Origin of the sequence: Pectinatus haikarae, from assembly GCF_015732185.1 — a bacterium.
Lineage (GTDB): Bacteria > Bacillota > Negativicutes > Selenomonadales > Selenomonadaceae > Pectinatus > Pectinatus haikarae.
The window spans coordinates 399,785-422,029 of record NZ_WIQM01000004.1 but is presented as its reverse complement, the minus strand read 5'-3'; the positions used below and the strand labels follow the sequence as shown (position 1 = coordinate 422,029).

At 44.9% G+C, this 22,245-nt stretch carries 21 protein-coding genes and 1 pseudogene; 7 read left to right on the top strand and 15 right to left on the bottom strand.

The genetic code is table 11. The features are described from left to right. Window positions 1-204 precede the first annotated feature (204 nt). Window positions 205-2,771, top strand: a pseudogene (locus I6758_RS03180) (TIGR03960 family B12-binding radical SAM protein). A 67-nt stretch (window positions 2,772-2,838) separates the two neighbouring features. Here the strand turns inward: I6758_RS03180 and I6758_RS03175 are convergent. Both I6758_RS03175 and I6758_RS03170 read right to left on the bottom strand, forming a co-directional pair. Next, the gene (locus I6758_RS03175) at window positions 2,839-4,503 is read right to left on the bottom strand and encodes a ribonuclease J (RefSeq protein WP_196603742.1); all 1,665 of its coding nucleotides are present in this window, start codon (window positions 4,501-4,503) and stop codon (window positions 2,839-2,841) included. 176 nt (window positions 4,504-4,679) lie between these two features. Beyond that, a complete protein-coding gene (locus I6758_RS03170) occupies window positions 4,680-5,753 on the bottom strand; it encodes a DUF871 domain-containing protein (RefSeq protein WP_196603741.1) in 1,074 nt (357 codons plus the stop codon). A gap of 198 nt (window positions 5,754-5,951) precedes the next feature. Here I6758_RS03170 and I6758_RS03165 point away from each other — a divergent pair, with 198 nt between their 5' ends. Beyond that, window positions 5,952-7,295 (top strand): purple acid phosphatase family protein, encoded by a 1,344-nt coding sequence (locus I6758_RS03165; protein WP_196603740.1) that lies wholly within the window; start codon window positions 5,952-5,954, stop codon window positions 7,293-7,295. On the opposite strand, the gene I6758_RS03160 is transcribed toward I6758_RS03165, so the two are convergent. Continuing rightward, window positions 7,261-8,607: a PTS transporter subunit EIIC gene (locus I6758_RS03160; protein ID WP_231038472.1), complete on the bottom strand. Its 1,347-nt coding sequence runs from the start codon at window positions 8,605-8,607 to the stop codon at window positions 7,261-7,263. The genes I6758_RS03165 and I6758_RS03160 overlap by 35 nt on opposite strands. Window positions 8,608-8,623: 16 nt before the next feature. Beyond that, the gene (murQ, locus tag I6758_RS03155) at window positions 8,624-9,547 is read right to left on the bottom strand and encodes an N-acetylmuramic acid 6-phosphate etherase (protein WP_196603738.1); all 924 of its coding nucleotides are present in this window, start codon (window positions 9,545-9,547) and stop codon (window positions 8,624-8,626) included. Window positions 9,548-9,694: 147 nt separating this feature from the next. Between murQ and thiM the strand changes: the two genes are divergently transcribed. The 4 genes from thiM (at window position 9,695) to I6758_RS03135 (ending at window position 12,171) form a co-directional block, all read left to right on the top strand. After that, a complete protein-coding gene (gene thiM / locus I6758_RS03150) occupies window positions 9,695-10,540 on the top strand; it encodes a hydroxyethylthiazole kinase (protein ID WP_196603737.1) in 846 nt (281 codons plus the stop codon). 18 nt (window positions 10,541-10,558) lie between these two features. Next, window positions 10,559-11,014, top strand: a complete 456-nt coding sequence (locus tag I6758_RS03145; protein WP_196603736.1) for a YhcH/YjgK/YiaL family protein — start codon at window positions 10,559-10,561, stop codon at window positions 11,012-11,014. Window positions 11,015-11,252: 238 nt separating this feature from the next. Then, window positions 11,253-11,792 carry a sigma-70 family RNA polymerase sigma factor gene (locus I6758_RS03140; protein ID WP_196603735.1) on the top strand — a complete coding sequence of 180 codons (540 nt, stop codon included), beginning with the start codon at window positions 11,253-11,255 and terminating at the stop codon, window positions 11,790-11,792. 85 nt (window positions 11,793-11,877) lie between these two features. Further along, the gene (locus tag I6758_RS03135; protein WP_196603734.1) at window positions 11,878-12,171 is read left to right on the top strand and encodes a hypothetical protein; all 294 of its coding nucleotides are present in this window, start codon (window positions 11,878-11,880) and stop codon (window positions 12,169-12,171) included. A 143-nt stretch (window positions 12,172-12,314) separates the two neighbouring features. On the opposite strand, the gene I6758_RS03130 is transcribed toward I6758_RS03135, so the two are convergent. The 3 genes from I6758_RS03130 to I6758_RS03120 all read right to left on the bottom strand — a co-directional run bounded on the left by I6758_RS03130 (window position 12,315) and on the right by I6758_RS03120 (window position 13,302). Next, window positions 12,315-12,530 (bottom strand): DUF2922 domain-containing protein, encoded by a 216-nt coding sequence (locus I6758_RS03130; RefSeq protein WP_196603733.1) that lies wholly within the window; start codon window positions 12,528-12,530, stop codon window positions 12,315-12,317. 32 nt (window positions 12,531-12,562) lie between these two features. Then, a complete protein-coding gene (locus I6758_RS03125; protein ID WP_196603732.1) occupies window positions 12,563-12,787 on the bottom strand; it encodes a DUF1659 domain-containing protein in 225 nt (74 codons plus the stop codon). A 62-nt stretch (window positions 12,788-12,849) separates the two neighbouring features. Beyond that, complete coding sequence (locus I6758_RS03120; protein ID WP_196603731.1) at window positions 12,850-13,302, bottom strand: phage holin family protein; 453 nt, start codon at window positions 13,300-13,302, stop codon at window positions 12,850-12,852. Window positions 13,303-13,549: 247 nt separating this feature from the next. On the opposite strand from I6758_RS03120, the gene I6758_RS03115 reads away from it, so the two are divergent. Beyond that, window positions 13,550-14,110 carry an N-acetylmuramoyl-L-alanine amidase family protein gene (locus tag I6758_RS03115; RefSeq protein WP_196603730.1) on the top strand — a complete coding sequence of 187 codons (561 nt, stop codon included), beginning with the start codon at window positions 13,550-13,552 and terminating at the stop codon, window positions 14,108-14,110. Window positions 14,111-14,207: 97 nt separating this feature from the next. On the opposite strand, the gene I6758_RS03110 is transcribed toward I6758_RS03115, so the two are convergent. The 8 genes from I6758_RS03110 to glf all read right to left on the bottom strand — a co-directional run bounded on the left by I6758_RS03110 (window position 14,208) and on the right by glf (window position 22,084). After that, complete coding sequence (locus I6758_RS03110; RefSeq protein WP_196603729.1) at window positions 14,208-14,891, bottom strand: hypothetical protein; 684 nt, start codon at window positions 14,889-14,891, stop codon at window positions 14,208-14,210. A 145-nt stretch (window positions 14,892-15,036) separates the two neighbouring features. Next, entirely contained in the window at window positions 15,037-15,693 is a 657-nt protein-coding gene (gene cobC, locus I6758_RS03105) for an alpha-ribazole phosphatase (protein ID WP_330998012.1), read from the bottom strand. A 10-nt stretch (window positions 15,694-15,703) separates the two neighbouring features. Continuing rightward, window positions 15,704-16,273: an ANTAR domain-containing response regulator gene (locus tag I6758_RS03100; protein ID WP_196603728.1), complete on the bottom strand. Its 570-nt coding sequence runs from the start codon at window positions 16,271-16,273 to the stop codon at window positions 15,704-15,706. Next, on the bottom strand, window positions 16,245-17,729 hold the full coding sequence (locus I6758_RS03095) for a PAS domain-containing sensor histidine kinase (protein WP_196603727.1): 1,485 nt from the start codon (window positions 17,727-17,729) through the stop codon (window positions 16,245-16,247). Before I6758_RS03095 ends, I6758_RS03100 begins: the two co-directional genes overlap by 29 nt. Window positions 17,730-17,880: 151 nt before the next feature. After that, window positions 17,881-18,402 (bottom strand): hypothetical protein, encoded by a 522-nt coding sequence (locus I6758_RS03090; RefSeq protein WP_196603726.1) that lies wholly within the window; start codon window positions 18,400-18,402, stop codon window positions 17,881-17,883. A 201-nt stretch (window positions 18,403-18,603) separates the two neighbouring features. Continuing rightward, on the bottom strand, window positions 18,604-19,479 hold the full coding sequence (rfbA, locus tag I6758_RS03085) for a glucose-1-phosphate thymidylyltransferase RfbA (RefSeq protein ID WP_196603725.1): 876 nt from the start codon (window positions 19,477-19,479) through the stop codon (window positions 18,604-18,606). 40 nt (window positions 19,480-19,519) lie between these two features. Beyond that, the gene (locus I6758_RS03080; protein ID WP_196603724.1) at window positions 19,520-20,974 is read right to left on the bottom strand and encodes a flippase; all 1,455 of its coding nucleotides are present in this window, start codon (window positions 20,972-20,974) and stop codon (window positions 19,520-19,522) included. A gap of 9 nt (window positions 20,975-20,983) precedes the next feature. Then, complete coding sequence (gene glf, locus I6758_RS03075; RefSeq protein WP_196603723.1) at window positions 20,984-22,084, bottom strand: UDP-galactopyranose mutase; 1,101 nt, start codon at window positions 22,082-22,084, stop codon at window positions 20,984-20,986. Window positions 22,085-22,245: the final 161 nt, after the last annotated feature.

Genomic DNA, 22,245 nt, shown 5'->3' with positions numbered 1-22,245 from the left:
TGCGATACTCTGCTGGCATGACTTTTAGCTTAGACAATAAATATATGTTTATAATATACCATAGTTTCCGATTTTATTTTTTTAGTCGGCTGCTATGGTATACTTTTCTGCCGCGATAATAGTTTTGTATATGCCGGCAGCCAGAATGCGGCTACTCGATTTATTTAGACAGATATATTTGAGAGATAGGAAGAGAATATAAAAATGATTAAACTTTCACCGGCTGTTTTACAGGCCGTCAATAAACCAGCCCGTTATACAGGCGGCGAAGTAAATGCCGTTCACAAAGACCGCAGTAAAATTGCCTGCAGTTTTGCCCTGTCCATGCCTGATGTTTATGAAGTGGGTATGTCCAACCTCGGTCTTAAAATTCTTTATGAAATATTGAATAAGCGTGATGATATCGCTGCGGAAAGAGTATATACCCCCTGGCCTGATATGGAAGCAAAGATGAGAGAAAACAACATTCCTCTTTATGCGCTCGAATCCTTTACCGAACTGGCAAAGTTTGATTTTGTCGGTTTTTCGCTTCAATACGAACTCATTTACACCAATATACTCAACATGCTTGATCTGGCAGGCATACCGCTGTTATCTGAAAAACGCACGAACGACATGCCTTTTATCATCGGCGGCGGTCCTTGTGTATATAACGTAGAACCGATCGCCGATTTTTTTGATTTTTTTATTATCGGCGAGGGTGAAGAAATAATCATTGAGGTAGCTGACGCTTATATAAAATGGTGCTCGCAGACAACGACACATGACAGAAAAGAATTTTTACAATGTGCCGCCGCTATCAACGGTATATATGTGCCGTCATTTTACCGCGAAGAATATGATGAGAATGGACTTTTCAAAGATCTGACGCCCATTTATGATAATATCCCCGCAACGATAAATAAACGTGTAGTCAAGGATATGGATACTATTCCCTCAATAGAAAAACCGATAGTGCCTTATATAAATATCGTACATGACAGACTTATGCTGGAACTGTTTCGCGGCTGCAGCCGCGGCTGCCGTTTCTGCCAGGCCGGCATTGCCTACCGCCCCGTACGCGAACGCAGGAAAGAAACCTTACGCCTCTTGGCAAAAAAGATGATCGACAGCACCGGTTATGATGAAATGTCTCTTACCTCTTTGAGTTCTGCCGACTACTCATGTCTTCCTGCGCTTATAGACGAACTGGGGACAGACCATGCCGATGAAAAAATGAGTTTTTCCCTTCCTTCACTGCGTATAGACAGCTTTTCCATTGATATTGCCCGCAAGCTTCAGACTGCACGAAAGAGCGGTCTTACCTTCGCCCCTGAAGCCGGCACGCAGCGGCTGCGCGATGTCATAAATAAAGGAGTAACCGAAGCGGATCTGCTGAAAGCTTGTTCCGCCGCTTTCAGTCATGGCTGGAAAACCGTGAAACTCTATTTTATGATCGGACTGCCCACAGAAACGGATGAAGACATAAAGGGTATTGCTTCACTTGCTGAAAAAGTGGTCGCACTTTATAAGGAGATAAAAGGCAGACGTGATATCAAAGTAACCGTCAGTGTATCCTGTTTTGTTCCTAAACCGTTCACTCCGTTCCAATGGTTTGGTCAAAACTCAAAGGCAGAGTTTGAACGCAAGCAGCAGCTGCTTAAGACACATATCAAGGACCGTGCCATCCAATTCAACTATCACGATTCTTCAACCAGCATTTTGGAAGGCATTATTTCCCGCGGCGACAGACGTCTGTCAAAAGTTATTTACAGAGCCTATAAAAAGGGCGCCAAATTTGACGGCTGGAGCGAAATGTTCAACTTTTCCATATGGCAGGAAGCATTTGCCGATGAGGGTATAGATACTGCTGTTTACAATCTGCGCACCCGCGATTTCAATGAAAAACTGCCATGGGAACATACCACCCCCGGCGTAAGCAAACAATTTCTTTTAAATGAATGGAAAAAAGCACTGAGTCAGGAACTTACCTCTGACTGCCGCCGCTCTTCCTGTACAGGCTGCGGTATCTGCCAGGCACTCGATGCCGGAGTAATAGATTGGGAGGAAGGCAAATGAACATATTTCGCATTGAAATAACAAAAGAAGATCCTCTTCGCTACATTTCCCATCTGGATTACGCAAATTTATTGCAGCGCGCTATCCGCAGAGCCGGGCTGCCGGCCGCATATTCAGAAGGCTTCAACCCGCATATGAAAGTCTCCTTCGCTTCGGCTCTGGCTGTCGGCGTCACAGCCGACGGAGAATACGCCGATATAGAGCTCACCAAAAACATATGCCAGCCCGATTTTTTTGACCGATTGAAAAATGTCCTGCCCGATGGCATGCAGCTGATCAGCGCAAAGCAAATAGGCGACGGCAGGCACCAATCCATGAACGCACTGGCTGATGCGGCATTCTATGAAATAAAACTTCCTGATATCGCAGACAGCAGTGAACTGCAGATTGCTGTGGATAAGTTCAACACGGCTCCGTCCATCATCTTTATGCGGGAAAAACTGGGTAAGGGCGCAAAAAAAGGACATATCGTAAAAAAAGAAATAAATATAAAAGATTTTCTATTGTCAGAATTGAATTGTGACAACGAAGAAAACACTATAACCGTAACAATAAAAGTATCTCCTCTCGGCAGCATAAAACCGGCGGAAATGATCAGGGCATTGCAGGAAAACTATCTGCCCTCTCTTGACAGCAATTCTGCACTTATCAACAGAAAGACCTTGTCCGCAAACGGCAAAAGTCTTATGGAGTTTTGCCAGACGATATCCTAAAACGGTAAAAATATCCCCCCGCAGATTCTGCGGGGGGATATTTACTAAAAGCTTAAGCGCAATTACATCATATTTCCATTATAATCGGCAATATCATCGGTCTGCGTCTGGTCTGTTCATAAAGAAAGCGTCCGAGTGTCTCACGGACATTTGCCTTCAATGCCGACCATTCCGTAACTTTATTTTCAAGGCATTTATTTATGCCGGCAGCGACCCTGTCCTTAGATTCATTCATCAACTCTTCTGATTCGCGTACATATACAAAACCACGCGAAACAATATCGGGGCCTGATACGACACAGGAATTTCCTTTATCCATAGTTAAAACGACAATGATGATGCCGTCCTGGGAAAGCTGTCTGCGGTCACGCAGCACTATATTGCCGACATCGCCGATCCCCAGTCCGTCAATCAATACCTTGCCGGCCTGTACTCTGCCGTTAATAGCACCCTTATCACGCGTAAATTCAAGAATATTGCCATTTTCCGCAATAAATATATGGTCACGGTCCATCCCAACCTCTTCAGCCAGCTGCGCATGCTTCACCAGATGACGGTACTCGCCGTGTACAGGAATAAAAAACTTAGGACGAACAAGATTATGCATGAGCTTTAATTCTTCACGGCTGGCATGTCCTGATACATGGATTCCCTGATCCCTGCCATAAATAACATTGGCACCAAGCTTAAGGAGATTGTCGATTGTGCGGCCGACAAGCTTCTCATTGCCCGGAATAGGCGTAGCCGAAAGAACGATCGTATCGCCGGGTACTATTCCGACTTTTCTGTGATCAGACATAGACATGCGTGTAAGCGCCGACATGGGTTCCCCCTGACTGCCGGTGGTAATTATCGCTACCTGATCGGCAGGATAATTATTGATTTCGTCTATGTCAATGATAAGCCCTTCCGGTGCGTTCAAATAACCGAGCTTCAAAGAAATCGTAACGACATTTATCATACTGCGTCCCAAAATGGCCACATGGCGGCGGTATGTCACCGCCGTATCCAGCACCTGCTGAATCCGGTGGACATTAGAAGAGAACGTAGCAATGATAATACGTCCGCGGGCAGTTCGAAAAGTTTTGTCAAACGCCAGCCCGACCGTTTTTTCACTCGGTGTGTGTCCCTCACGTTCGGCATTGGTGCTGTCCGCCATCATGACAAGCACACCGCGATTGCCTAAATCCGAAAAAGCACGGAAATCCGTCATTTTACCATCAACAGGCGTATAGTCGAACTTAAAATCTCCTGTATGAACGATCATCCCGAGCGGCGTGCGTATTGATAAACCGGTCGCATCCGCAATACTGTGATTGACGCGGATAAAGCCGACGCTGAAACAGCCGGCATTGATGATATCACCGGGATTAACCGGATGAAGGTTGCTGGAATCAACATTATTTTCCTTCAAACGGCCTTCCAAAATTCCCAGCGTAAGCCTCGTTCCATAAATAGGCACGCTTAACTGCCGAAGAATGTATGGCAGCGCACCAATATGATCTTCATGTCCGTGAGTCAGAACGATTGCCTTTATGCAATTCTTATTTTCGAGCAGATATGAAATATCGGGAATTACAAGATCTATCCCCGGCATATCCTCATCCGGAAACATAAGTCCTGCATCAATGAGAATTATCTCATCACCATAACGGACCACCGTCATGTTCTTTCCAATCTCTCCCAGTCCCCCTAGGGGAATGATCTGCAATTTCTGCAGTTCCTTTGCCAAAAAATAGCACCTCCAAAAAATATATATATAAATTTTAATTATCTGTGATACGTTTTAAAATATGAAAAACAATGTCCGCACAATAATTATCTACTACATTATATAACTAATCACATAACCTGTAAAGCAGAAGACCAAAGTCATGTCAGCCACCAGGCACACCCATGCATTATCCATCAAATAAATTCCAGAGAGAATTTTTTCCCCGGTGTTATGTATTTCAGCATAAAAAGCTCCTCAGGGATTATTTTGCCGACAACATTTACCTTTTCATCAGCCGGCTGAGGATTTTTTATCAGCTGTACTTCACCTTTATAGCGAAGATAATTATTATTATCCAGTGTCACTGTACCGAAGGAACGCCCCGACGTATTTTCCGCTTCAACAGAAACATCACGAAAAACATCGCGTCCCTCTTGTGCACGTACTGCGTCGCGTGCCTCATCCAACCGGGCAGTGAACACCCCCTGCAGCAAATTTTTTATCTGAGTATTCTGCACTTCTGCCTTGACCTTCAAAATGACTGTATCTTTTTGCAGGAATGCCACGGTCTTTATTTCCTGCTCCGACGGACGTCCGTCCCCTATAAATACTGAATCGGCTCCCAGTGCGCAAAGATGACGCGCGGCAAGCTCCAAAGACAGCCTGCGATGTTCTTCCATAGTGGGAAGCCCCTTTCTCAAGGGCAGCCGGGGACCTGCAAAACTCGGCACAAAGGCGCCGACCTTAATACCCTTTTTTTGAAAAAGCTTTGTCTGCTCCTTAAAAAAACCTTCCGACAATCCCGTTCCCGGCCGCGGATAAAAATTGTGCAGCGCATCCATTCTCGAAAAATCAGCACCTTTTTGCTCAAGCTCACTCAAAAAATCCGCCGTAACGGCAGAAGCATTCAGCTGCAGTCCGATACCGCATGTATTGCGGCTCAGCTCGCTGACAACATCACTGTCATACCCGTAATCAAGCCGAAGCCGCCTTATCCCCCTTATGCGGAAAAGCGATAAATTAAGCTTCTTCGCTCCGAGCAGAGCAAGGGCCGCAGGAGAAACATCACTTATGACCTCCATCTCGTTCTGTGCCGCAGCCTTCATAAGCTGATTGAATTGATTCTGAAATTCATTGAAATTTGTCTCTGGTACATGAAAAGAAGTGAATATTCTTTTTACTTTATTTTCGGCTGCAACATTCAAAAGCCGCAGATTTTCTTCAAAAGTATTCTCCAGTCCGGGGTAAAGTGAAATACCGTTATCCATATAATTTCCTTTCTCATTGGCTCTGAATTAATTTAGCAGATCTGCCTTATCCAAAAATATCTCTTTAAAATGCTTGCAATGGAGTTCACTCCAGGTGGTATTATAGATTCAATTAAAGTTTGCGGGAAACAACTGATAAATATACCATCGGTGACATTCTTCATAATCCGGTATATTTGAGTAAAGGAGCTTATAAATATGAAACGCCGTGATTTTTTAAAATGGCTCAGTGCCGGTTTTGTCTTGACGGGAGCTGGATTATACACATTTGTGCCAGGCACAAGACAAACACTGACAAGTTTGTTCCGCAGAGTAAAAGCAGCAGTTTTATACCGTCTTGCCGACAAAGCTGAAGTATTCAACCTGCGGCAGATCATTACCGCCGACAGTACGGCGGCACGCACTATTATGTGGCAGTCAGAAGCTGATGAAAAGGATGCTGTGCTTGAATACAGGCTGAAAAATACATCCGATACACATGATATCAAAACAGAGAATAAAGAATTTACAGACGATAGAACGACTACTTATATCCATACAGCCTCGATCACAGATCTGCAGCCCGGAAAAATATATGAATACCGTGTCGGTTATAATGAAAAACGCAGTGACTGGCATGATTTTTCCACGGCAGGAGCAGACAGCTTCAAAGCCATGATTTTCCCCGATTCGCAGTCAAGTGATTACACCGTCTGGGGTGACACTGCGCAAGCTGCCTGGAAATCGAATCCGGACGCGCAATTTTTTATCAACATGGGTGATCTGGTCGATAACGGAGAAGACCACAATCAATGGAATGCCTGGTTCGATGCTGTCGGTGATATCATACAGACTATCCCCGCGGCGCCTATCATGGGAAATCACGAGACATACAATCTGGAATGGAAGGTGCGGATGCCCGCGGCATATTTGCAGCTGTTTTCTCTGCCCGGAGTCGCCTCACCCCAATATCAAAACCAATATTATTCCTTTGACTACGGAAATGTTCATTTCACCGTGCTTAATACTCAGATAGCAGAGCTGGCCCAATTCCAGCCCGATTTACTGGAAGATGAACTTGCCTGGCTGAAAAGTGATATGGCTGATACAAAACAAAAATGGAAAGTGATCCTCATGCATAAGGATGTTCTCCAATATGGCTTCCAAAAACGGCCTGAACCAAGGCAGGAAGGCTTTTCTGACGAAGGAAAGGTATTCATGCCCCTCTTTGATCAATATAATGTTGATGTCGTTCTTACCGGCCATTTGCATACCTATCGCAATCGCGGACACATCCGGAATTTTCGCCGTGATGGGTCAGGACCGTTATACATCATCACAGGCGTTGCCGGAGATGTCCGCTATCCGGATCTCTGGAAGCGCCACGCACTGGATCAAACAATAGCTCCGCAGCCGGAAACCGATAATTACATGATCATGACTGCCGATCAAAATACATTGACTTTCTCATCATTTTTACCGACCGGAGAAAAAATTGATACGGCTGCCGTGACAAAATACCTGCCGTTCAGGCAGGATCGTCAAAACCCGCCAAATATGTAGCTGCAAAACCGACTCCATAAGCAGTGAGAAGACCTGCCAGATATCCGGCAATATTATCCGTCGCTGCAAAAAGCGGCAGTCCTGATATACCGAGCGCAGACGCCCCGACATGATATGCCGCCTGTACGCTCCCGCCGAACGCGCCTCCTATGCACGCCGTGAAAAACGGTCTTCCCAAAGGCATCGTTACTCCGTAAATGAGCGGTTCACCCACTCCCATGATACCGACAGGAAGAGCTGCCAGTATCGTTTTTTTCAAACGCTGATTTTTTGTCTTTACGTAGACGGCACAAGCCGCCCCTACCTGTCCCGCTCCGGCCATAGCCAGTATAGGCAGCAGCACCGTGACTCCGTATTGGGACAGCAGCTGCGCGTGAATCGGTGTCAGTCCCTGATGCAGTCCGGTTATCACAAGCGGCAGAAATATTCCGCCCAATATAAAACCGGTAAACATCCCGCCCGAATCTATGGCACCTGTTACCGCCGTACCGACAGCATCGGCAGCCATTCCGCCGATCGGCTGCAAAATGAGCAGTGCCGGAAGAGCAGAAAGCAATATTACAAGAAGCGGCGTAAGAAACAAATCAAACATCTGCGGTATCAGACCATGCAGTCTTTTCTCCAGCCACGATGAAAATGCCACGACCAGCAAAACCGCTATTATGCCGCCGCGCCCGGGAGAAAGCTCCTCGCCGAACACAGTTATGCCTGCGAGCATGGGATGTGTAATGATCACTGCCATAGTTCCGCCGAGCATCGGTGACGCACCAAATTCTCTGGCGGCATTAACGCCGACAAAAATATTCATTCCCCAGAATACACTCGTTCCGGCCACCTGCAATACCTTCAGCAGCGGTTGTGCTGATAAAGCTGGATCGACCTTTAAAATAATATTAAGCAGTCCCGTTATAAGTCCGCAGGCTATAAATGCCGGTATCAACGGCAGAAAAATATTTGCTATAGTCCTTAAAAGAAGCTTGAAGGGTGTCGCATTCTTGGCCTTTACCGCCGCATGCACCTTTTCCGCTTCACCGAAGGCATCATTATTTTGTGCTTCAGACCGTTCAGCCGATTTTTCAAGCAATTTCTGCATGAGCACCGCCGCTTTCTCTGCCTTGCCCGGTCCCAGTATTATCTGCAGCTCACTGCCATTTACTGCCGTTCCCAGTACATTATCGAATGCCTTTATTTTTTCAAGGGGCAGCCCGTCAGTCGAACCGAGCAGGATTCTCAGCCGTGTCATACAATTATAAGCCTTTATTATTTTATAAGAAAACAGCAGCTCATATATCTGCTGCACTATCTGCTCCAAAAAAGCCCCTCCCTGCTTATTCATATACTGTGTTATTCTGCTGCTTTACAGACGAAATCCTGCGCACAGAACCGCCGTTGCTCCGGAGCAGCTCTTCAGCTGCCGCAAGCTCTACATGCAGCAGCTGCATCACGATAGCAGGTTTAGCTCTGCCGCCCGCCGCCGCTAAAAGAAGATCCGCTCTCTCGGCATCCACCTCAGCCGCTTCCATGACAATGCGGCGCGCTCTTTCTCTAAGCTTTGCATTTGAAGCGCGCACATCCACCATCAAATTCTGATAAACCTTGCCCAGCTTTATCATCACAGCGGTGGAAAGCATATTCAAAATAAGCTTCTGCGCCGTTCCTGCCTTCATTCGCGTGCTCCCCGTAATTACCTCCGGCCCTGTCACGGCCTCGACAGCAATTTCTGCATAGCTGCTCAGCAGGGAATCGGCGCTGCAAGTCACACTGACCGTCAGCGCACCCTGTTTTTTCGCATATCGCAAAGCCCCTGCCGCATATGGAGTCCGCCCGCTGGCAGCAAGCGCGACTACCGCGTCTTTGGCAGTAAGGCCTCTTTCTGCCAGATCGGCAGCAGCGGCTTCTTCACTGTCTTCGGCACCTTCCTGCGAAACGAACATGGCCTGCCTTCCGCCCGCTATGATTCCCTGCACCATGTCCGCCGGCACACCGTAAGTCGGCGGACATTCAGCTGCGTCCAGGACTCCCAGCCTGCCCGAAGTGCCCGCACCGGCATAAAACATTCTTCCTCCATGTTGCAGTCTTGCCGCGACTGCATCGACAGCTTTTGCAATCTGCGGCAGAACCTTTTCCACAGCCGACGGCACACTCTTGTCCTCCTCATTGATGGCGCGGCAGACATCCAACGTCTCCATATTATCTATATCAAAAGTGCGTACGTTTCTTTTTTCCGTCGTTATTTTTCTTAGATCAATCATTTTTATCCGCCCATTTTTCTTTATTAAAAATATTGTCTGCACTATTATAACATTATATGTTTTGCCTGTGTTTACAGATAATTGATTTTTTGATCTTATATGCTATAATTGTGATAAATTTAGAAATTTCAGGAATGAGGGATATTTTTGCTAGGTCGATATCTGAAAAATGTACGTGAGACAGCGCCTCTTATTCATAACATCACCAATTATGTCACAGTCAACGACTGCGCCAATATTTTACTGGCATGCGGAGCTTCACCGGTCATGGCGGATGACCAGGCGGAAGCCGAAGCCATAACTGCCATCTGCGGCGGTCTGACTATCAATATAGGTACACTTAACAGCAGGACTATTGTCTCTATGCTGCTTGCCGGCAAAAAAGCTGCCCAGCTCGGTCATCCTATAGTCCTTGATCCTGTTGGTGCGGGTGCTTCCCCGCTGCGTACGCATACAGCCGACGAGCTTATCAGTCAGCTGCCTCTTGCCGCTGTACGCGGCAACATATCAGAAATAAAGGCACTCAGCGGCAGCAGCAGCCTGACCCACGGTGTAGATGCCAATGCCTCCGACAAAGTGACCGATGATAATCTGTGGCAGCACTTCACTTTTGCCAGAAAACTGGCGAAGGCCTGGAATACTGTCATCGCTATCAGCGGTGAAACCGATATCGTCGCCGATGAAAACAAAGCTTTTGCCATTAAAAACGGCAGCGCACTGATGAGCAAAATAACAGGCAGCGGCTGTATGCTTTCCGCACTCACAACCGCATATGTCACCGCCGCGAAAAAAACAGAAACAAGCATGCTGGAAGCTGTGGCCGCGGCTTTCTGCACAATGGGCATAGCAGGAGAAAATGCTGCTGACCGCATGGGCAGCCTTGACGGCAGCGCATCCTTCCGCAATTACCTGTTAGACGCCGTCTTCAATATGACAGAAGAAGAACTTGATACAAAAGCAAAATATGAACTTGTCTCATACACAGACGATTGACTACTGGAGGAAAATATAATGATCTTTGGCAATATTGCCGGAAAAGGAAAAATAAATCTGTCCGAGGCCGCTGAAATCTGTTTTAAATATTATGAAGAAAATGATCTTGCGGCCAGAAAACCCGGCTCCTATCCCATCGATGGCAAAAATATTTTTGTCAACATAGCCGAATATGAAACCGAAACGGAAGAAGAACGTTTTTGGGAAGCACACCGCAAGTATATAGACATACATGTACTTATGAAAGGACAGGAACGTATTGATACCGCTTTTATCGAAAACATGCGGGAGAAACCATATGATGCCGACAAGGACATGCTTATTCTCGAAGGCCAGGCACAAGCCATGATAAGTATGCTAAATGCCGGCGATTTCCTTATCTGCTCCCCACAGGACGCACATAGGACGGCGGTTCACGCTGATCTGAAAAACAAAGTCAAAAAATGCATCTTCAAAATAAAAACAGACTATTGAGCTTTTCTCTGCCTGCTGCTGAAAATCCACCGTTATATGAAATATTCTCAATAAGCCAGATTTTAAGACTTAAGCTTTTGAGACCGATTCATATAATGGTGGATTAATTTTTTTAAACGAAATAAAATTTTTCGTATTTTCAAATTATAAGAGCATTTTTGTAACAAAATATTTTATGCATTATGCTGAGTTCAGCGCAAAATACGAGAAGCCGGCTTCTCACCACAAGGTGAGAAAAATGCATAAAACAGACAAAAAGAACTTTGAAAACCTCTTCCAAAGCTATCAGGGACTTTTACGCAAAGCATCCTCACAGCACTATCTTCGTTCACTGAAAGATGAAGCCTATGCACAGGCCTCCTTAAGTTTCTGCGAAGCTGTATACAAATTTGACGAAAAAGCCGGTGTACCCTTCGCAGGCTATGTCAAAGCAAAGATACACGGTGATCTTTACACTCTTTTTAAAAGGCACCGCCGCAACTGGCTCAGAGAGATATCAGCCGACGGCAGTACCGCGGAAATTCTTTCGCCCCGCCTGTCTGCTCCTTCTCCTGAAAACAGTACCGCCGAAAAAATTTTCATAGCGCAGATGCTGCAAAAGCTCCCGCTGCGCCAGCGTCAGATAATAGAATACACTATTCTCCAAAAATACACGCAGAAGGAAACAGCAGCTATGCTGCGTATCTCTCAGCAGGCTGTCGCGGCAAATCAAAAACAGGCACTTGCCGGTCTGAAGAAAATGTTTTCAGAAGAATTTGCCAAGATATTTTTGACGTGATATACTGCCTTATATAGAGTTGGGTTCACTTGATGTATTAACATGAAAAATTTTTTGTTAAAAATGAATAAAAGGTGTGATTAGGATGAATTTAAAGAAAATATTCCCCGTTGCTTTTTCCTGCCTGCTGGCCATCGGTACACTCGGCATCGGCGGCACGACACAGGCTTCTTCGGCTCAACCTCTTCCCGGTATAAAAGCTCTGAGCAGTGCGGCAGAAACTACACCCGCTTACAGTAAAGCAACAACAGGTGCTGTTGCCGGCGGTATTGCCGGTGCTATTATGGGGCACAACACTAAAAAAGGACATACCCAGCATATTATTACTGACGCGGCTATCGGCGCTGTTGTTGGCGGTGCCATCGGCCATAATACCTGACAGGATCTTTTGAATGCATCAAGTGAGTTTTTTTAAACCCGCTCAGTCCTGCACAAAATCGTGCAGGATTTTTTTATTTCTGACGCAAAAAAACAGCCGGTCTCCTCATAAGAGACCGGCTGTCTGTCAATAAAACCCTTTTTTTACAACTCGGTGCTTTCGACGGTTCTTACATATATACCGTCTATTTTTGCCGCGGCAACATTATCCTTCATGACAACACTATTTGTTATCATCCCGTTCATCACCGTTTCCACCTGAGCCTTTGTCACATCATCTTTCGGATCTGTCAGATTATAGGTAAGCTTTTTGCCGTCGGCAAGAGCAAATACCATCTGCAGATTTTTTGTTACAGCCATATTTTCACCTCCTCATTTATCAGCCCGCATTTTCATTCTTCTCCGAGCGTACACACATCCTGACGCATGACCATACCAACAGCATGTGACTGCAACGCACCGATAGCTGTACCGGCTGCCAGCAGATTGTCATCACTTGCGGCCGGATTGATCGAGGCAAAGCTGCGCTGTGCGTATTTTGCCTGTCCGCTCTCGGTCACACCGTTTTGCACTTTTACTATAAGACTTGTGCTTTGATCTTTTTTTATCGCTGCCATTCTTTTCCCCCTCCTTTCACTCTTATACATGCCTCAACTCGCAAAAAATACAAGTAATTTTTTTATTTTTTCCCGCCCAGCTGACCAAGCTTTCTTTTAAATTTTTCCGGTACAGGCAGCCCTGCCCTGGCAGCGTTTTCTAAAATTGACAGCCCTTCATTGCTGATGAAGAAAAAAATCACCATCTCCCGCACAACCTCCCTGCCGACCGCATAATCAACAAAATGTGCCGCTGCGACCATAAGCAGCATCAGTATTTTTTTGACTATTCCTTTAAAACCTCTGCAGCTGCTCAAACCGCAGCCCGGTGCTATGCATGCTGCAATGATTCCGCTCAGGTAATCCAGCACCATCATTATCAGCAATGCTTCCATAGCTTTGTCGGCCTGCCCTGTCATATAGGAAAAAACCATGCCTGCGGCAGACACTGCTGCATTTATCGCCACAGCTGTCCTTTCCGGTAAAAATGTTTTAAAGAAATCGGTCAGCCAAAGAGTTCTGTTTGCATCCTCCATTTTTTTCACCTCCTCAATATATATATGCTTCCAGAGTAAAAAAATACCATAACTGCTGGTAAATTTTCCTGTTTACGGCATGTATTAATGGAGACTTAATTCAGACGGCATTTTGATGCCGCCTGAATAGTAGTCGAAATTATCCAGGGACTTAGCCGCTCTTTACTCTCCGCTTGCAGAAGCTGGAATATTAGAGCGGGTTAGTCATCGGATTAATATGAAAATATAATTGAGGAGGATTGTAATCATGAAGGTATTTATTAATCCCGGCCATATGCCGGGCATCGACAGCGGTGCCATAAATCGATCGCTGCTCCTGCGGGAATGCGACATTGCATTATCCTTTGGTGAATTACTTGCAAAAAAACTGCGCAGCGCCGGCTGCTCCGTCCGTCTGCTGCAAAGCTGCAATTTATGCGGTGAAGAACCGCCCGCGCCGAACATCTGCGCCGCGGCCAATAACTGGCCGGCCGATATATTTATTTCTCTGCATTGCAACAGCTTCAACACTGCCGTCCGCGGTGCGGAAACACTCTGCTGCGCCGAAAGCAGTTCCGCCGGAACTTTAGCGTGGCTTATTCAAAAACAGCTTGCCGATACACTGCAAAAATTCGATGCATCTTTTCCAGACAGAGGTATCAAAGAACGTCCCGATCTTGCCGTACTGCGCTGTACAGAGATGCCTGCCGTACTTGTAGAAACGGCATTTATCGATAATGATAAAGATGCCGTACTGCTGATCGACCGGCAGGATACCATTACATCAGCTATCGCACGCGGTATTACAGATTATTGGTGTCTGCTTTAAATTACTGCAAAAACAACAAACCGCGGCAGAATAAAATTATTCTGCCGCGGTTTGCCGTACATATATTCTCAATTTATAAAATATTACTCAGATCCGTTTACTTTTTATCATTGCCGCCCCAGCCATGATGACCGGCCATCATATCTTGTCTGAAGCTGTCCCAGTTTACCCCAAGACTATCGGCGACATCCTTCCAGCTGTTATTAATTTTTTTCATGCCCAGAACATCATTGATCGGCTTGGAAGAGGCTTTTGCCAGCTGTGCAGCCATCATGATATCCCTTCCGTGATAGCCCTGCTGCTGCAGCGCCTGCACGGTCCCCTTATCCGTGCCTGTCTGCTGTGAAACAGTGTCCGCAAACAAATCTTCATGAACCTGCCTTAATTGATCCTCGGTAACTCCTGCTTTCTTCATAACATATTGCCAGGTGGTGTCATCTGTCTTGTAGCTCAGCACTTTATCCAGCGATTTCCCGCTTGCCTTAGCTATAAAGGCTGCCTGTACAACATCACCGCGCCTGTAGCCTTTTTCCTTGTAACTGTCAAGATCGCTTTTGCTTATATTCAGTTCCTTTTCCATTTCCGGTGACAGCCAATGCTGACCCGGTCCGCCCTGATGTCCGCCCCAGCCTTCCATCATAGGCGGTCTGCCGCCGTCACCGCTGCCCCCGCAATTAGAATTATAGCTTGCCGCCTCCGTCAATGCCGGAAAAGCAGCCCCAAAAGTCATAAGAGTCCCTATAGCCAATGCACCCATTTTTTTCTTTGAAAAATTAATCATTATTATCATCCTTCCTCCATAAAATCAATCGTTCGTTTTAACAATTTTTATAATACAAAAGAAGTTTGACAAAAGTAAGTCAAAAATATAACTTATTCATGACAGTGCTTATTATTTTCAAATCAGGCCTTGAGAAGGCATATCCTCAATGTGTATTTGCCATTTCATCAATTCCAAGATGCGCTGTTCCGTTCACCAGTTCGACCTGCCAGCTGCCCTCACGGTAGTAAAGAATATTGACAGAAGTATTTTCCTGCTGTAAGGACCAAAGATGCCGCAGCGGTATACGCAGTGATGCTGCAAGCAACACATTTATAAATGCGCCATGTGTGACCGCCACTATATTTTTTCCCGCATTGGCATCGGCGATCTCACTTATTCTTGCAACAGCCCTCTTCTGCACCTGAGAGAAAGTTTCTCCATCAGGTATTTTCAGCATATCCGGGCGTGACAAAAAAAACCGCATCTCCTCGGGCCATTTCGCCAATATCTCATCATAGAGCAGTCCTTCCCACTTACCAAAATTGATTTCGCGCAGCTGCCGATCGGTCCTCACCTCACAGCTGAACTGCTTTCCTATATATGCAGCCGTATCACTGGCACGCGTCAGATCACTGGAGTATATGAGATCCACCTGCCGTTCGGGAAAATTCTCGGCCAACAGACGGGCCTGCTTTCCTCCTTTTGCCGACAGACCGATATCCGTCCAGCCATAAAACCGTTTTTGCGCATTCCATTCTGTTTGTCCATGACGGACAAGTATTATTTTTGTCACCGTTATTTTCCCCTGTATATAAGCCACAGCACCCCTCTTATTTTGCCTGTGTGATCACTTTTTCCGCTGCAACCGCCAAAGTCATCTGCTTTTTCATCGCCATTTGGACAAGGCGTCTGTGCGCTTCCTGTGCAGAAATGCCGAAACGATCCTGTATTATTGATCTGGCTCTGCCTATCGTTTTCTGATCTTGCAATATTTGTCTTGTCTGCTTTAGTTCAGATATCGTTTTCACAAATTCCTGCCAGCGGGCGTAGGCAATCTGTACAGTTGCCAAAAGATTCTGCTCAGAAATCGGTTTGATTATATAACCGTAAACATGCACATTTTCGGCTCTCTGCAAAAACCCGGCCTGACTGTTTGCCGTAACGATAACCACGGGTATCCCCATGGAGTGCATGGCACTTGCAGCTTCCAGACCATCTATGCCCGGCATGGCTATATCCATCACTGCAAGCTGCGGCTGAAACTGTCTGGCAAGATCAACCGCCGTTTTTCCGTCACCGCAGCTGCCGCAGATCACATGTCCGCTGTCCTCAAGTGCTTCTTCTATATCCGTGCGAATCATTACTTCATCCTCAGCCACCAAAATGGACAACGATTTCATCCGTATTCTCCCCCTCAGCACTGCTTAATCCCCACAGCGGAAAAGAAATATCCGCAACTACGCATTCATCCTTATTATATAAAGAAAATGATCCCTTCAACTGCTCACAAACAAAAAGCCTTACCAGATAAAGCCCCAGACTTTCTCTTCTGCCCGCTGGCACAGCCGGAACAGCCGTAAGCAGTTTGCCGCTGTTCCGGACCTTTATATGTGCCAGATCACCATTTTTGCCCAAACATATATTTATCTGGGCAGCTTTCTCCTGTCCGCAGAAACCATGCTTTACCGCATTTGATATAAGTTCATTAAGCACCAAAGCCACCGGCACGGCCTGTCTGGCATGTATAAAAACCTCCGGTCCGTCGACAGTGCCGCGCATTGTATTTTGCGGCAAAGTGCTGCTCTCAATAATTTTCTCCATAATATATGCCGCGAGCTCTCGCAGATTCACCAGATCCCGCGATTGATAGGTAAATACTTCATACACCTTGGCTATGGCTAATATCCTGTTGATACAGCTCAGAAATTCCTCTCTGACCCCTTTTTCCTTCGTGCGCCGTATCTGCATATGCAGCAGCGAAATAACATTTTGCAGCGTATTTTTTACCCGGTGATTTATCTCAGCTATCATTATGCTTTGCATATCAAGCTGTTTTTCCTTGCGGCGGAGCTCCGTAATATCCTGTATGGATACTACACAGCCGCTCAGATCACTGTGCGCCACCAAAGGATGCGCCCGCAGCAGAAAACTCGCGGCCGCGTATTGAAAATTCTGCGGTGTCTTGAGCGCAGTCACCATATCCTGCAGAGAGGCATATTTTAAAAACTCCCGCAGATTTTCTCCCATCACTTCTTTTTTCTGCCAGAGATTTTCCCCCAGAGTCATAGCCTGCTTATTCGCATACGTTATCTGCCCCAGCGGATCAAGTACAAAAATACCGCTGCCGAGCCATTCATCCCAGCCGCAGCCTGTTGTCGTGAGCGACATCAGCGTCTGACTCAAATGATCGGCGGTCTGAGTCAAAAACAACACTTGCTTTTGCTGGCGCAGCTCACGCGAAATATCTTTTTCCATGATGAGCACACCTATATTTTTCCCAGTCCTGTTTTTTATCGGCGTTACGGTCTGGGAAATAGGCACACCCTCCTGGCTCACGCCTCTTGTGTCAACTACACGCGCATCCGCAAAAAGAGCCTGATAAACAGCCGGCTCATGTCCGGCAGTAGCTATCTCCCCCACTACGCTCTTGCGATAAAGAGATTTTTTCTTATTTTCACATGCCCACGCCAGAACAATGCTGTCGTTTCCCGAAGATAAAGGCGCATCTATAAAAAGATCCGTATCCACCAGAGCAGCCCACAGGGGAAGCTGTCCCTCCACCTGTTCCAGCTGTTCTATGTCTTTATCTGTCAAGCCGGTAAATTGCAGGCAAAGCCCGCGCAGCCTGCTGTTCATATAATCACCTGTCCAAAAATATAGAGCCTGAGCAAAATACACTTATTGCTCAGGCCCCATTGCCGAATTGAAATATAAATTATATGATAAACGATTTCCCGAAAAAATACAAGCCTCAGCATTTTTGTTTCATATTATGCAAAAATCCTGTTCACCTGTTTCTGCACGCAGAATGAAGCCCTGCCGCCCGATGCAGCCTGAGCCAGAGCATGTCATCCAGTTCATGCGTGAGCATAGAATGCAGCAGCATCGCATCCTTTAAATGCTTCCGCACAGTACCGAGTCCCCAAAGTACAGGAAAACTCATACCGTTTTCCATGACAATACAGACCTGTCCGTTCTTCTGCTCCAGATGATTTATATAGATAAAATTAAAATAACTGACAGTAGCATCGCCGTTTATCTTGGCCGCTCTGGTGCGCAGAGGAATAAGCACCAGCTCCCAGCTGAAGCCCAGCGGCAGCCACAGCTGCTGATAGGTAAATCCCCGTGCCCAGGTTCGCAGCAGATGCACATCCTTGCAGCGCCTTGAACCTATCTTTGTTAAAATAGTATTTGGCTTGAAAGAATATGTGAATTCCCGCCCTGCAGCATCAATAACAACCGTCCTGTCGCCATAAGAAGTATAGCGCGGTAAAATGGCTGCGATATCCCTATCCCGGATAATTTCCATATTATTACCAACTTTCTCTAAATTTAGCTGATAATATCAAAATAGTATCCAGTTGCCGCATATCCACAATAGTACAGAAAAATCCAATATTATCATGCTATAGCTCATATTATAGCATGATAATATTTTTCAGTAAACAAAATAATCTGACTTTTACAAAACCCGGCATCTTTCCTCTGCCTGGTCTCTTTATTTCATGTATTATTCACACACAAGCTGCAGCAGATATTTTCCGTATTCACTCTTACACAAGGGCTGTGCGAGCCTGAGCACCTGTTCCGCGCTGATATACCCCATGCGATAGGCGATCTCTTCCGGGCAGGCTATTTTTAAACCCTGACGCACCTGAACAGTCTGCACAAAATTGGCCGCCTGTAAAAGTGAATCATGCGTGCCAGTATCAAGCCATGCATAACCGCGCCTCATTTTTTCCACACGCAGCTTTCTGTCAGTCAAATATATTTTATTGACATCCGTTATTTCCAGCTCACCGCGTTTTGAAGGCTTGATTTGTTTCGCTATATCGACGATCCGATTATCGTAAAAATAAAGCCCCGTAACGGCATAATTGGATCTTGGTTGTGCGGGCTTTTCCTCCAGACTGACGGCATTTCCCTCCGCGTCAAATTCGACCACTCCATAACGTTCCGGATCGCTCACATAGTAAGCAAAAACTGTTGCCCCATCCTCATATGCGATCGCTCTCTGCAGCAGCGCAGCAAAATCCGCTCCATAAAATATATTATCGCCGAGTACCAGCACACAGCCGTCACTGCCGATAAAATCCTCACCGATGATAAATGCCTGCGCCAATCCGTCAGGACTGGGCTGCACAGCAAAAGAAATGTTTATCCCCCATTGACTGCCGTCACCGAGCACAATCCGGAAAAGCTCATTATCATGCGGCGTGGTGATAATAAGAATATCCTTTATCCCCGCCAGCATCAGCGTACTCAATGGATAGTAAATCATCAGCTTGTCGTATATGGGCATCAGCTGCTTGCTGATCGCTCCTGTCAGCGGATAAAGTCTCGTTCCCGAGCCGCCCGCTAAAATTATTCCTTTTTTCAAAAACATTACCCCCTGAAAAAGCAAAATGACATAATTGATACTTCAATCAGAACCGTTTGCAGATGAATATTCTGTATTTATCTCTTATTTTACAGCACATACCAAGAAAAAATTTATCCTTCATCCAATACAGAATTCCCAAATATAATACAGCTCCAAACATAACCAGAAAAACTGTATTCCTGAATACCGGCAGTAAACTCCTGCCCATCATATATATCCCCACAAACATTATCACTCCCGCGGCAAAATATTTTGCAGACATTTTTATAATGTCCTCTATGCTAAAAAATTTTCTAACAAAAATGAACTGCATCACTGTAATCAACACTTCTGTAATAACAGAAGTTATCGCTGCCCCAAGCGCCATATAATGTTGAATCATAAACAAATTCATCACAAAATTAAAGGCAGCTCCTGCCAGCAGAGTTATTGAAAGCTTATTTTGCTGGTTTGTCGGAACCATGTATTGTATGCCTGTGACATTACTTAACCCTATTGCAATTATCAGCACACTAAACACCTGCAGCAAAATTACCGATTCGTCAAATCCCTGTCCCAAGAACCATGGCAGTGCATTTTCAGCTATACCCATAATGCCAAACATCAATGGAATTCCTAAAAACCAGACAAACCGATATGAGCGCATCATATACCACTTCAGTTTTTCATAATCATGATTGGCATATAAATATGAAATGCGCGGCAACATAACTATACCCAGCGCAGTCACAATGGTAAGCGGAATCTTAGCAATCTTTTCCGCCTGCTCATAATAGCCATTCTCTAAAGATGAACCGGTTATGACACCCAGCATTGTCTTATCAAGAACAGTATACATCTGTATAGCTATTTGCGGTAAGAACATTTGTATAATCACACGAAAATCATGGAATGGTTTAAATCCCCTTATATCGAAGCCGCAAAGATGTCTCCGTAAATAAGGAAACATGGATATGCCGCCGATTATATTCATTATTCCCATCAAAAAAATATAGAGATATAAATCGTCAGCTCTTCTTATAAAGGATAATATAAGCACAACATTAAATATCCTGACTATAATATTTCTCAAAATAATTTTCCCGAATTCTTCAAGTCCCTGAAAAAACCAAGAAATATCAAACAGCAATGATACAATATTTAATGCCTGCAAATAATACATACTCTTATCATCAAATTTCACAGATACGAACCAATAATATAAAATCAGGCTCACTGCCGTAGTAATAATACGTAAAAGAAACATTTCAAAAAATACTTTGCTCTGTCTTTTCGGATTATCACGATTATACGCTATCTCTCTCTGCGCATAATCCGCAATCCCCAGCGAACCCAATATAACAAAATATGTAACTATGGAAAACGTGTAGCTGTATATACCTATGCCTGAGGCGCCTAATACTCTTGATATATACGGTGTTGTTATAAAAGGTGTAATCAATGCCAGAACCTGATATATGACATTATATAAATAATTACGCGTTACACTTTTTGCCATTTAATCTGCTTACCCGTTATTTTCAATTGACGCAGCAGTTAGTGCAGATGCAATAACTTTGTCCATATCATAATATTTATACTCTGCCAAACGTCCGCCGAAAATCACATTTTTCTCCCTATCCACCAAAGCCCTGTATTTTATATATAGTTCCTGATTACTCAAATCATTGACGGGATAATATGCCTCACCGCCCCTTTGCCAGCTGCTTGGATATTCTTTTGTCACATAGGTTACAGTCTGATTGCCGAACTCAAAATGCTTATGCTCAATTATCCTCGTATATGGAGTATCACTATCTGTAAAATTCATTACTGCCACGCCCTGATAATTTTCTATTTCCAGACGCGTTGTTTCAAAACGCAGCCCTCTATACTCAAGTTCTCCCAATACATAACCAAAATATTCATCAATTGCGCCTGTATAGACTATTTTTTCGGCAAGCCCGGCAAAATCGCCGCGATGTTCGCTGTAATCCCTGTTTAATTCCACATCACTTCCGGATAAAAGATGATTGATTATTTTATTATAGCCGCCCATAGGTATTCCCTGAAATCTGTCATTATAATAATTATTATCGTAAATATATCTTACCGGAAGCCGTTTTATAATAAAAGCAGGAAGTTCTTCACACTTTCTGCCCCACTGTTTTTCCGTATACCCCCTTATAAGCTTCTCAAAAACATCTGTTCCTACAAGGCTCACTGCCTGTTCAGCTAAATTTTGAGGCTTACCGCGTACGGAAGCCTTCTGAGCGTTTATTTTAGCCGCGGCTTCAGCAGGCGTATTTACGCCCCACATTTTATGAAAAGTATTCATATTAAACGGTAAATTATAAAACTCTCCCTTATAATTTGCTATCGGAGAATTTATATAATTATTGAACTCCGCAAACTGATTGACGAAATTCCAAACTTTTTTATCACTGGTATGAAAAATATGCGCGCCATATTCATGCAGATTAATTCCGTCCTTTTCTCTGCAATATACATTGCCGCCCTTATGTGATCTCTTATCTATAACAAGACATTTTTTACCGTTTCTTGTCATCTCATGCGCAAATACCGCACCAAATAAGCCTGTCCCAACAACCAAATAATCATATTTCATAATATCACAAACCCCATTCAACAAAGTAACCATCTTGATTTATGACATTATTATATCATATTTTAAAGGCAAAAAATGAGACTGGCAGTGAATGAATAAAATCACTTTCTGCAGCAGCCTCATTTTCTATATATCAGGTTCATTATAAACGTGTTCGAAAA